Source organism: Tenacibaculum ascidiaceicola, assembly GCF_047470925.1.
Taxonomy (GTDB): Bacteria; Bacteroidota; Bacteroidia; order Flavobacteriales; family Flavobacteriaceae; genus Polaribacter; species Polaribacter discolor.
This window is the reverse complement of sequence record NZ_JAZKJP010000005.1, coordinates 198,814-211,748: the sequence shown is the minus strand read 5'-3', so window position 1 is coordinate 211,748 and position 12,935 is coordinate 198,814. Positions and strand designations below refer to the sequence as shown.

The following is a 12,935-nucleotide window of genomic DNA, read 5'->3' as shown; positions in this document are numbered from 1 at the left end:
TGACTAAAAGTAAAAAGAGTTGCTTAATTACCAGAAGACTCCAATTGTCAAAGGTTTAAACAACTCTTAATGGTGTAAAATTAGTGATTTTATTTTAGATTATGGGAATTAAGTAAACCTGTTTAATTCATTACTTTATTACCAAAATAAGTTGTTATGTTTATAATAAAGGGCATAGGTTTTTATCTGTCAGAAAGAATAAAAATAATACCATAAATAACTTATTTTTAATAATAATTGCACATTGTTTTTTTTAAAGTAATTTTAGAGGTAATAAAAATAGCTAAAAAAAAATGAGTAGATTTTTAACAGGAAAACAATTAGAAGATAAACTAACAGATATAATCTGGAATGCAAAAAAGTACATTGTTATAGTATCGCCATTCATTAAGTTAGATGATTATGTAAAAAACATATTAGAAAAGGTAAAAAGCCACCACGACATTAAGTTCTACCTTTTGTTTGGTAAAAATGAAAATAGTCGCAACCGCAGTATAAGTAAAGAAGATTTTAAATACTTCACAGAGTTTAAAAATATAACCATTCTTTATAACAAAGATTTACACGCTAAACATTATTGTAATGAAAATGAGGGGTTAATAACTTCATTAAATTTATACGATTATTCTATGATAAATAATGTAGAATATGGAGTGCATTTTACAGATAGTCTTATAAGTACAGATAAACTTTTTCGAGAAACAGAAGCATTTACAGATGAATTGATGTATGCAAAGTCAAATGTTATTTATCTGAAAAAACCGCAATATTCTAAGGGGCTTTTAGGTTTAGGTAAAAAGTATCAAGATTCTAAAATTATATATGATATTTCAGAAGATTTCTTTGCAAACAATGAAAATTATGAAAAAAGAATTCTTGATAGCTTTGATTTAGAGGTTGAATCTATAGTTGAAAAGAAATTTAGCATTAAACCTACTAGAGAAGTTAAAAAAGAAAAGGTCTCAGAAGAAAATATAAACTCTAATGAGAATTTAAAAGAAACAATTGAAGTTGATAAAGAGTTGCAATTTTCAAAAACAACAAATGATTATAAAGAAGAAGTAGGTTACTGTATAAGAACAGGTAGAGAAATACCTTTTAATCCAGATAAACCATTTTCTTTAAGTGCTTACCGTATGTGGGATGTTTATGGGAATTATGATTACCCAGAAAATTATTGTCATAAAACAGGGAAAGAATCGTACGGTAAAACTAGTATGGCAAGTCCAATATTAAAAGGGATTTATAAATAAAGAAGTCAAAGTAAAAACAAAATGAGTTTGAAAATTCTGGACAGAAGAATGATAAAAGGAACATATTCTTATTAATGGAAAGGGTAGTTGAAAATAGTATTAGTTTTGTGTGTCTGTGACAAAATCTATATTAAAAAGCGTTTTTTATTAATGAAAAACAAACTTGTTTGTTTTTTTAATACATTGATATGCAGGTGTTTGTAATTTAAGAATTCAATTGAGATTAAAAATTTAACTTGCCTAACTTTAATTTTAAATATATAAGTGCAGTGTGACATTTGCTATGGCTAAATTAAATAAATATGAATTTTTTATTCTGCAAAATCTTCAAGATAAGAGTATAAAAGTAAGTAGTGAATTGTGCCAACTTTTGGAAGATTCATTTCAAGTAACAAATAGTTATGCACGCAAATTATTAGAACGTGCAACTAAAAAAGAGATTATAAAATCTTCAAGCCCTCTAACTTTTGGTAAAGGTCAATACGCTTATTGTAAGCCTAGTACCAATTTTACAAAAGATAGAATTAAAATGCTTTGTAAAAAGCATAGACCTACACTTTATCGATTATTAGTAGCACTAGATGTGAATAACGGTATTTTATCATACTATGAAGCTTTAAAAATAACAGCTTCACCTCTTTTAAATGGTATATCAAAAGTTGATTATCTCGATGATTTAATTTCGTTATTGTTGAAGTTTGAAATTGCATACCAAAAAATAGATAAGAATTTAGTTAAGTATATTATACTAAAAAGAAATGAAGAAGATGAAGAGAGTCTAATGGACTCTCATTTTGCTAAAATGAATACAGACACAGCATTTATAAAGGATATTATTGATTGGATAGTTAAATCCAATTTGATTGATAATAAGAATATTATTTATAGAAATAAAAGAAATCCTTCAAAAGGAGCTAAGCATAACAATTTAGTTTGGGATGCTTTTGGTTATACAAAGACTACAGGTATAAACACTTCTCTTGCTAAAGACTCCAATACGACAGAGAAGCAAACTTTAGTCGTACTGGATATATTAATAAGTAGAGATTATGAACAAATTGATTTAGATGGTTTTTTAAATCGCATACAGATTAATCTTAACTCAGTTTCTAAAGGAAAGCGTAAAGTTGTGCCAATAATTGTGTATAAGAAGTGTTCGGGTTTAATTTTAAACAAGATTAAAAAATTAGGTTTTTTAAGTTATGATGTTGGGTCAATATACGGTTCTAACATATTTAGTGTTTTAGAGAATATATCAAAACTTCAAATAAGTAAAAAATTGTTAGAGGAAGATGATTTTGAAAAAATTATTGAAGACACTCTAAAAACAATAGATGTTTCAGGTCAAGGTGATCAGTTGAAAGCTCTTAAAGGAACTCTATTTGAAGTGATTATGTATCAGGTATTAAAGTATCAGTATCCAAGTGCAGAGATAAAGCCTAATTTTTATTTCTCTAGAGATATTACTAATAAAGAAGATAATACAATTACAACTGAAGGTTATGAGTATGATTATGTAATTAAATCCTCAAATCCTAAAGAAATAATAGTTGTTGAGTTAAAAGGGTATAAATCAAATTATGAAATACCATTAGGTGATTATAAGACAAAAAATACCACAAATTGGTTTTTTAAGAGAACATTACCATTTCTAAAAGAGAGATTTAAAATGGATATTGGTGAAGGTTATGCTTTTAAAGGTTGTTATATAACATCAAGTGAATATACTAAAGAAGCTATTGAAGATTTAGATAAATTAAAAGAAGGTAGTTTTAAGCCAAAGAAATTAGATATTTATTACAATAGGCAAAAACTGTTTGATTTTCTAATTGAAAATGACTTTAAAAATTTGAAAAGTATAATTGAAAAATTTTATTAATTAGAAAGGTTTAGATTAAATAATTATCCGTTAAGAACAATATTTGAAGCCTTTTCAATAGATATTTTTTGTTTCTTTTGAAAATCTCTATTAACAGATTTCATAGTATTAGTAACTCTTATGTTAAAATCAGTGACAGATTGAGCAGGCATTATACTGTAGTTTGCTCCTATACTTATGCTACTTTTTACGATATGTGATTTTCTTTGACTCAACTTAGATTGTTATTAAACCTATAATAGGTTTTAAAACCTTTATGCAAACATATGAATTTTTCTCCAATTTTAAAAATACATTGATTTGGATAAGCAGTAAATAAAATAGCATTCTTTTTTGTTTCACTTGCTTCGGTCGCATCTAATACAACTATTCCATCTGCAATATCCTTGCTATAATTGCCTTTGGTGTAGATTTCTGAAATCCAAACAAACTTAGGCATTTTGGTGGCAATTATATTGTTTGCTATTTCATTATCAATTTCTTGTAAATTGGATATATGTGCTTTAAATGATCTACTTGATGTAAGAAAAAATCTAAAAACAAAGTCATTGTCAAAATTATAGCCAAAATTTACATCGCTAATTATTTCTAGAGAAAGTCTTTTAGCCATTTCAGCTTCTAAATAAATTTTTCTGTATAGAGGCACAACTAATGAGTTAACTTTGCATTTTTGCCATTCAGGAAAATCATCTGCATCATAATGAACTGTTGGGTTATTAAGTTTTATTTGCATTTGAGGTGTTGTATTATCGTCTTGTATGATATAACTTCTTTCGACATCTGAATAATCTATATAGTTATAAGTTTGATTATTGTGACTTATATCTCGTTTTTTTTGGGTATTAAAATCAATGTATTCTTCTCTTTTATATCCAATTGCAATTATAGCGTGTCCAATAGTATCATTTTCTAATGCTACTATAGTAGGTATCCCACTTTCTATATATATTGATAAAATATTTTCAATTTCATTTTCGTAAGCTTCATCTCTTGAATATATATATGTTCCAAAACCAAACTCTTTCAGAGCGTAGCTTATTTGGTCTACTGTTAATCCTCCAGAGGGGAGCATTCTTTTTTTTGAATATTTTGTTAATGCAGTTATAATACTTGAAATGGCTACAGGTCTATAATCTGGGTACTTACTTCCAAAGTATTCCATAATAGCCCATATAGTAGTTTCTGCACATTTAATTGATTCACCATCTTGCGAACTATGAGGAAACCCCATTACTTCAAGCTTTATTCCGTTAAGCAATATGTTTGATTTATACTCACATATTTGATAACCATTTTCAATAAACGCATTTTTAGCAATAATGGAACGCCCAAATATATTGGGGATTGTAGGTCTTAAAATTGAATAACCAAGAAATTTATCTTGTAGTTCTTTAAATAAATCATTGTCTCTGAAATGTTCTGGAGTAATTTCATTTGAAAAAAAAGAAATTCTTATACAATCTTTAGAATATTCTCTATGTTTTGAAGCGAAATAAGTATAATAACTATCTCTATAGAATTTATCTACATAAGGTGTTTCGATTACGATGTATAGTTCTTCCTTAAGCTCATCTAATAAACCATCAATATGATTTTGTAATTCGTTTATTCCCTCATCTTTTTCAAGCTTAAAAGTATCAGTCAGAGTTTGTAATATTGCCTTAGAGGCATATTCTATTGGTATTATTTGTATTTCAATTAAGTCCATTTGGCTAATATAATATTTAGTAATGAATATTATTAATTGATACCAAAACTGACACCTTGAAATAAAAACCCATATAAACACTGGGTTTATATGGGTTAATAGTGGAGACGCCGAGACTACAATACTTTGTTTTATTTAATTCTATTTTATTATTGAAAAACATTAACACTAATAAGTACGGGGTTTTTGGTGCTTTTTGTTTACTTATTTATTAAATAAGATAAAATAGAATAAATGATTGGCTGACTAAATGCTGACTAAATATTCTTATCTTTGTTTAAAAATGATATGGCAAAGATTAAGTTTATTCTACAGGGGAAATCTAATAATTCTCAAATCTATTTAAGATTGTCTCTGAGTAAGAGTATTTCTTTCAAGAGAAAGACAGGATATTTTATTGATTCTAAAGAATGGAGTAAAGCAACAGGATATCCAAAGACGAACAATCCTTTTAATAAGAACTTAAAAGTAGACCTTAAGAATTTAGAGGTTTATATAGAAAAAGAGCTTAACACGAGTAATACAAAAGGAGTAGAGGTGACTTCTTTATGGTTGCAAGAATCAATCGCTAAATTTTTAGGGAAGTCAGAGATAAAGGAAATAGATTATTTAATTGCTTATACCGAGCAATATATTGAGAGGCTTAAATATAATGCTAATAAAGACGGTAAGAAAGGAGTTTCGGAATCTACTATAAAGAAGAGAACTACAATTCTTAATAAGTTGATTAAGTTTCAAGAAAAGAAGAAAATAAAGTTTAGAGTAAAAGATGTTGATTTAAGATTTAGGGAAGATTTTATAGATTTCTTAGATGAAGAAGAGAAATTATCGGAAGGAACAATAGGTAGGTATTTGAAGGAGGTTAAAACGATTTGTACAGATGCTCAAAAGAATAATATTGAAGTAAGTTCACAATTAATACATTTTAAAGGTTTTACTTCAAAATCTTACAAAGTAACATTGACCTTTGAAGAAATCGAAGAGATTCAGAAAGTAAAGTTTAAAGAAGATGCTTTATCTGTTGCTAGAGATTGGTTAGTTATTGGTTGTTTTACTGGTCAAAGAGTTTCTGATTTAATGAGGATGAATAAATCCATGATAGAAGAGCATCATGGGTTTGAATTCATAGTGTTAACTCAAAAGAAAACAGGTAAAATTGTTCAGATACCTGTTCATAAGAAAGTGAAAGCTATTTTAGATGCTCGTGAGGGTAATTTTCCTCCTGTATTTAGTAATAATGAAAGTAGTAATTCAGCTTTGTTTAATAGATATCTTAAACTAGTTTGCAAAGAAGCTAAGTTAACTTATTTAATAGAGGGAAAGCTTAGAAATGAAGAGACAGGAAGGCTAGAAGAAGGAAAATTTTCGAAGTACAAATTAGTTTCCTCTCATATCTGTAGGAGGTCATTTGCGACTAACTTCTATGCGCAAAAGAAATATCCTACCCCTCTATTAATGAATATTACAGCTCATGGAACAGAAAAAATGTTTTTGAGTTATATAGGGAAGAAGCCTATTGACTACGGAGTGCAATTAGCTAAAATTTGGTCGGAAGAAATTTAATAAAGATAGGTGTAATTTATTTTACTTTGGTGATCAATAGTTAAAACCTATTTATTTAAGGGTTTTGTTTTCTTTTTAAGTATAATTACCTAAAACCATGTAAAGTCGCTTAAAAGCGCTTAAAATGACTTTTAGGAACAGGTACAGTATAGGTTCTATTTCTATGTATAATTTAACATTAAGTATGTTTGCTGATCAGTTTGGTGTATGGAATAATTATATGAAATTTCTCAATTTAGGATTAGATAGAATAAGTAAGAGCTTATCGTAAGAGTTATCCCATAAGAGTATGATAACATGGGTTTACTGATTTATGAAGATATTAGAAGTAAAGTCGATAAAGGCTTTCCTTGTGGTGATCGATTTAAAATGATAACGTATTGGTTGTTTAAAAAGCATAGAAGAATCAATCATAATTTAAAAAACTCCAAACAGATTAGAGCTTCTGTTATTACTCATTGGTTGTAACATCATAATATTAGAGAAGTTCAATATATGGTGGGACATCGTTGTATTTCTTCTACTGAACGTTATGTTTAAGATAACCTTGAAAATCTACAGGAGGTTATTGAGAGTTTGCATCCAATAAATTAAAACATGAATGAGCTCTTCTTTTTGCGGAAAAACACATTTTGAATTACGGATATCCCATTTTTTTATTTATTTGAAATAGTATAAGTTTACAGTTGGTGAACTGTAAACTGCTAAACATGAAAAAAACTACTATTGTTTTCAAATTACTCAAGAATTATAAATATAGATTCTTATAAGAGTAAACTTATCCATAGCACCTCCTTGATCACTTTTACTTTTTAAAATAAGTGTATGTGGAGTTGTGGTTTTCCGTAATGAAAAAAATGGTAAATCTAATATATTTAAAGGAATTAAATGATAGTATTTCTAGGTTGTTTATCTGTTTGTTAACTAAGTTTTTAGTGTTTGTGGTTTTAAGGGAAATTAAATCAAATTGAACTTTTATAAGTAAAATACATGGAAGGAAAAAAGAAAAGAATTAAATCCAAAGAGTATTTAGATAAAACATTTTTAGAAGAGTTAAATCATAAAATTTGGAGCACAAAAGGGACAAGGTTTAGCGCCGATAGTAGGTTCAAGAAAAAATCAAAATGGTCGAATATCAGTATTTCATTTTTGTCTGCATACTTAATCATTGCTAGTTTAATTTCTGTTTATAATATTAATCAAAATTCAGATCATAATATAATTAACTACTTGGTTACCGCTTTATCTATATTATTACTGGTAGTTAGCATGCATGAAAATAATCAAGATTATAAACTTAGAGCTTCTAACCATCATAATTGTGGTCTTGAATTGTCTAAAATCTATAATAGATTAAGGACTTTCAAGACTTTAAAAAAGGAGAAAGGCGAAAAAGAAATAGAAGATTTTTGTACTGAAATAAATAGAGAGTACCAGCTTATTTTAAATAAATATAGTAATCATGATGATATCGATTATGATACATTTAGAATTAAAAATTTAGATTATTTCAGGGAGGAATTCACAGATAAAGAAATAACGAAAATAAAAAGGAAATTATATTGGAATATTTATGGGTGGTATTTATTGATGATTGCAGGCACACCAATTATGATAGTTTCTCTAATCATATTTACTTCAAAATAAAAATATTTTAAATAAATCATATAAATGTATATTTCTAAAGTAAGTCTTATTAATTATAAGAATTTTTCCAACGCAAAATTTTTATTCAATAAAGGAATTAATACTATCATAGGTGAAAATGGATCAGGGAAAACGAATGTTTTCAAAGCTATTAGATTACTCCTTGAAGATACTTCTTTACATTACTCCTATAAATTAAAAGAAAATGATTTTAATAGAACATTATCTGGTGATTCGTGGAAAGGACATTGGATAATTATAAGTATAGAATTTTCAGATTTAACTAATGAAGAAGCTATTCAATCATTATTTATTCATGGAGCAGGAATAGCCGAAGAAGATTATGTGAAAAATGCTTCTTATAATTTATTTTTTAGACCTAAAGCAGATATTAGACAAAGCCTTTCTGAATTAGAAAGAGGTGATAAAGCAGGTTTAAATAGAATACTAGATGAAATATCAATAGAAGAAAATTATGAAACTTTTTTTACGGGTAAAAGTACTGCTGACTTTAATGATCCAGAAGTTTATAAGGAATTAGTAGGAGATTTTGATAATGTTGTTTTTCCTGCGAAAATAGATTCTTCAAAATTTGGAACAAAAATACCTCATCAACTTTCTATATCAAAAGAAGTGTCATTTACTTTTATACAAGCGTTGAGAGATGTGGTAAGCGATTTTCATAATAACAGAACTAACCCTTTATTAACCCTCTTAAAAAATAAAAGTGGAGAAATAAAAGATGAAGATTATAAACCAATTAGTGAGTTGGTTGAGAGTTTAAATAAAGAGATTGAAGAGTTGAATGATGTACAAAACATAAGAAGAGATATAAAAAGTACTATTCAAGATGCAGTTGGCTTAACTTACTCTCCTTCTTCTTTGTCTATCAAATCTAATTTACCTAGTGAAGCGGATAAATTACTTCAATCATTGAAATTATATATCGGAGAACCCAATGAAGAGTATGAGGGAGGAATACACGAGCTTAGCTTAGGGGGAGCTAATTTGATTTTTTTAACACTTAAATTATTAGAGTTTAAATATCAAAAATCAAAAGATACGTTTGCTAATTTTTTAATAATAGAGGAGCCAGAAGCTCATATTCATAATCACATTCAAAAAACATTATTTGATAAATTAGACTATGGAGATACTCAAATTATTTATTCTACACATTCAACTCAAATTTCTGAAGTTAGTAATGTAGATAATATTAATATTCTTGCTAAAAAATTAAACTTTGCTGAAGTCTATCAGCCATCTAAAGGTCTATCTCCAAAAGAAATAAATCAAATTCAAAGGTACTTAGACGCAATAAGAACCAATTTATTATTTGCTAAAGGTGTAATTCTAGTTGAAGGAGATGCAGAAGAAATATTAATTCCACAAATGATAAAGGAAGTATATGGAGTAAGTCTTGATGAATTAGGGATTAGTCTTATAAATATTAGAAGTACTGGTTTTAAAAATGTAGCCCAATTATTTCATGATAATAGGATCAGAAGAAAATGTAGTATACTAACAGATTTAGATAAGGCTATTTGTGACACGACCATAAATGATGGAGACAGTAAATCTTTAGTAAAGTATAAGAAAAAAGTAGAGAAATCTCAAAAAAGTGGTTTAGAGAGAAAGAAAATTCTCGATGAATTTGAAAAAGATAATGATTGGATTAAAACTTTTTATGCAGAATATACCTTTGAAGTAGATTTTTTATATGAAGATAACGAAGAAGAAGTATGCGCAATAGTTGATGATGTTTATTCTGATAAAAATACCATAAAAAAATCTAAAAAAGAGTTGAAAAATACTGATGTATCTATTTTTGGAAAAAGAATTTTAACGATGGCAAAGCAAGAAGGTAAAGGATGGTTTGCTATAATGTTAGGAAAATATGTTTCTTATAAAACTATAATTCCAGAGTATATCGTTGATGCAATATTATTTGCCAAAAAATCATATCCGAATAATGTAATTGCGAATATAATTGAATATAGAATATCTAAATATTCTGAAGACAACGATAAACTTGACTTTAATTCTTTAGAGGAAATTCTTGTTAGATATAGAGGGAGTGATGCATCAATTAATGATGTAATTATAGAAGTTAAAGCTGTAATACCTGATGATCAAGTATTAACTTTTCTAAATAAGGTAAAATAAAATGTTTATTTGGGATAAAGGAGACTTAAATGAAGAACAAGAGCAAGCGGTTCTTGATGATGAAAGTATTTTATTAATTGCTTGCCCTGGAAGTGGAAAAACAAGAACGTTAACTTATAAAATAGCTTATGAGTTAACGAGATTAAAGTCGAATAAAGAATTTATTATAGCAATAACCTACACTAATAATGCAGCGGATGAAATAAAAGATAGAGTTGAATTGTTAGGTGTTGATACTAGTCAATTATGGATTGGAACTATACATTCCTTTTGTATGGAATGGATTTTAAAGCCTTATCATTTATACTCTGATCGATTAAAAAATGGATTTAGAGTTATTAACTCATATGAATCTGAGGAAATTCTAACAGAGTTATGTAAACCATATAAAAAAGAAGAAATCACTTATTGGGATTGTGGTTTGCTAGCTAAACCTGATAAGTTTTATTTAACCTGTTTAGATAGTAAGAAACATGAATCTCTTTTTAAAATAATGCCAGAGTACTTTTCTATTTTAGAAAAAAACAATCAAATTGATTTTGAACAAATACTCTTCTTTAGTTATCAAATATTAAAAACTAAACCTATTATATCTAATATTTTATGTAAACTTTTTCCATTTATATTAATCGATGAATATCAAGACACAAAAGAAATTCAATATCATATAATTTCTACTATACTTAAATCTAACAAGGGAGTTACTAAAGCATTGATTGTAGGTGACCCTAACCAATCCATTTATGATTCATTAGGTGGGTATCCTATGGAAAAAGAAGATCTAGAGAAGTTATTGGGGTTTAAATTAAGTCAAAGAAGTCTAACAAATAATTATCGCTCTTCATCTAAAATTATTGATTACTTTGATAATTACAGAACATTTGATAGTGAAATTAACCCAAGTGGATCTTATAAAGATTATCCTAGTAAGATAACTTTTAATTCAAGTATTACTGTCAAGAATCTAATTGATGAATTAGTCAAGTTAATTAAATATAATGTTGTTGAAGAAAATATCTCTCCAAATGAAATTTGTATAGTTGCCCCTCAGTGGATTCATTTAGCGGCTATTACAAGACAGTTAATGATAAAAATGCCCGATTATAGTTTTGATGGTCCAGGAATGGCACCATTTTCTAGAGATATAGAAAATTTCTGGTATAAATTATCTAGAATAGTTTTAACAGAGCCTTCTCCTTATATGTATATGAGAAGATTAAGATGGAGTAAGGAGATTATAAATAGCTTAGAATCATCTGGAGTAGATGTTTCTAATTTAACTAGTAAACAACTTTTAAAAATTTGTAATTCAATAGAGGTTGAAGAGCAACAAGGGTTAGTTTACTTAGAGAAGTTCTTTTATAAAATATGTACTTATCTATCAATCGATATAAATAGATATCCTTCACTATTAGAGCATCATACTTCTTTTTTTCAAAGCTCTGAGAAAAGAATTAGAAAGTTAGAGAAAGAAGGAAATGAATTTATAGGAGAAATTGAAAATTTTAGAAAAGTTTTTAAGCAAAGAGAAGGAATTACAGTTTCTACTATCCATGGAGTAAAAGGAGAAGAATACGATACAATGATTGGTTTTGCTCTTCTTGATGATTATATTCCTCACTTCAATGATGATAATGGAGATTTGAATTCAAAAAAACTTCTCTATGTCTTAGCTTCTAGAGCAAGAAAAAATTTACATTTGATTTCAGAAAAAAATAGAGCTATACATGAATATTATGCGCCTGAAGGGAAAATACCAACTCCACATTTATCGAATTACCACTATAAATATGATAATTTAGATTTTTAGAAAGGTACTTAGTTTTTTAGACATAAATAATATTTCAACTTATTACTATTAATGAAGGTAGATACATTGTCCCCAATAGAGCAAATTTTAGAAGAGATCTATTCTAATGATATTAAACTTGCTGTAGAGTCTCTTAAAAAATATCAGCTTTATGAAATTATTCAAAAAAGTACATCCATATTAGAAGAGAAAAAAGAAAAACCTGTTAAGGTTATAACACACTTGGCTGGAGTTTTTCTTAGTTCCGTAAATAAAAAAATAATTAATATTGATAATTTAGAAGATAAGATGTTTTTAAAATGTCTTATTTCTGATATAGGTGTTTATTTAATTAAAGATCAATTTAAAAAGAATAAAATTGATAAGTTTGATATAAAAGAGATAAACAATCAATTAAAAACAGTTTGTGAATTAGAAAATTATGATTTTTATGAATTGAAAAGTCTTCTTAATCTTGAACATATTTATGATTTTCTCGAGGTTTCTGATGAAAAATCAGTAGGGCAAACATCATATTATGAATGGTTAGCTGATCCTAATGTTTTTCACGAAGTAATAGGTAATTTAAAAAGTGAAAAAATGATTGACTCAGTAAAAGATTTTAAAAAACTTTTTACTAGTAATCCTGTCAAAATAAAATTTAATGTTCAGCACAAAGACTTTTTAGTAGTATTTATTGATTATTTGTTTCAAAAAAAATATTTAAAAACTAAAATTAAAAGAGGGCATTTTACACCTATTAAAAACTTTGTAGTTGACCATGAAAATAATTTTTTATTCAATGGTAAGGTTAAATATGATAAAGCTAGAATTAAAAAAAATGAAGAGTTAAATAACCAATTGTTGAGGAAAGTAAAGAATTGGGTTGAATAAGAGTTTTGACTTTTACTAGACCTTTGTGAAGGTCAT

At 27.2% G+C, this 12,935-nt stretch carries 11 protein-coding genes; 9 read left to right on the top strand and 2 right to left on the bottom strand.

Annotated features, from left to right (window positions below):
- Positions 1-293 precede the first annotated feature (293 nt).
- Positions 294-1,253: a phospholipase D family protein gene (locus tag VBY68_RS05435; protein WP_415269129.1), complete on the top strand. Its 960-nt coding sequence runs from the start codon at positions 294-296 to the stop codon at positions 1,251-1,253.
- Between the two features lie 283 nt (positions 1,254-1,536).
- A complete protein-coding gene (locus tag VBY68_RS05430; protein WP_415269128.1) occupies positions 1,537-3,132 on the top strand; it encodes a hypothetical protein in 1,596 nt (531 codons plus the stop codon).
- A gap of 23 nt (positions 3,133-3,155) precedes the next feature.
- Here VBY68_RS05430 and VBY68_RS05425 read toward each other — a convergent pair whose 3' ends face one another.
- Together VBY68_RS05425 and VBY68_RS05420 are read right to left on the bottom strand one after the other, a co-directional pair.
- Positions 3,156-3,347, bottom strand: a complete 192-nt coding sequence (locus VBY68_RS05425) for a hypothetical protein (protein ID WP_415269127.1) — start codon at positions 3,345-3,347, stop codon at positions 3,156-3,158.
- Positions 3,344-4,840 carry a cysteine peptidase family C39 domain-containing protein gene (locus VBY68_RS05420; RefSeq protein WP_415269126.1) on the bottom strand — a complete coding sequence of 499 codons (1,497 nt, stop codon included), beginning with the start codon at positions 4,838-4,840 and terminating at the stop codon, positions 3,344-3,346. Before VBY68_RS05420 ends, VBY68_RS05425 begins: the two co-directional genes overlap by 4 nt.
- A 288-nt stretch (positions 4,841-5,128) precedes the next feature.
- Between VBY68_RS05420 and VBY68_RS05415 the strand changes: the two genes are divergently transcribed.
- The 7 genes from VBY68_RS05415 (at position 5,129) to VBY68_RS05385 (ending at position 12,899) form a co-directional block, all read left to right on the top strand.
- The gene (locus VBY68_RS05415) at positions 5,129-6,403 is read left to right on the top strand and encodes a phage integrase SAM-like domain-containing protein (protein WP_415269125.1); all 1,275 of its coding nucleotides are present in this window, start codon (positions 5,129-5,131) and stop codon (positions 6,401-6,403) included.
- Positions 6,404-6,527: 124 nt separating this feature from the next.
- A complete protein-coding gene (locus VBY68_RS05410; protein WP_415269124.1) occupies positions 6,528-6,674 on the top strand; it encodes a hypothetical protein in 147 nt (48 codons plus the stop codon).
- Between the two features lie 26 nt (positions 6,675-6,700).
- The gene (locus tag VBY68_RS05405; protein WP_415269123.1) at positions 6,701-6,871 is read left to right on the top strand and encodes a hypothetical protein; all 171 of its coding nucleotides are present in this window, start codon (positions 6,701-6,703) and stop codon (positions 6,869-6,871) included.
- Positions 6,872-7,393: 522 nt separating this feature from the next.
- Positions 7,394-8,050 carry an SLATT domain-containing protein gene (locus VBY68_RS05400; RefSeq protein ID WP_415269122.1) on the top strand — a complete coding sequence of 219 codons (657 nt, stop codon included), beginning with the start codon at positions 7,394-7,396 and terminating at the stop codon, positions 8,048-8,050.
- 24 nt (positions 8,051-8,074) lie between these two features.
- A complete protein-coding gene (locus tag VBY68_RS05395; protein WP_415269121.1) occupies positions 8,075-10,216 on the top strand; it encodes an ATP-dependent nuclease in 2,142 nt (713 codons plus the stop codon).
- A gap of 1 nt (position 10,217) precedes the next feature.
- Complete coding sequence (locus tag VBY68_RS05390) at positions 10,218-12,026, top strand: UvrD-helicase domain-containing protein (RefSeq protein ID WP_415269120.1); 1,809 nt, start codon at positions 10,218-10,220, stop codon at positions 12,024-12,026.
- Positions 12,027-12,077: 51 nt separating this feature from the next.
- Entirely contained in the window at positions 12,078-12,899 is an 822-nt protein-coding gene (locus VBY68_RS05385; protein ID WP_415269119.1) for a hypothetical protein, read from the top strand.
- Positions 12,900-12,935: the final 36 nt, after the last annotated feature.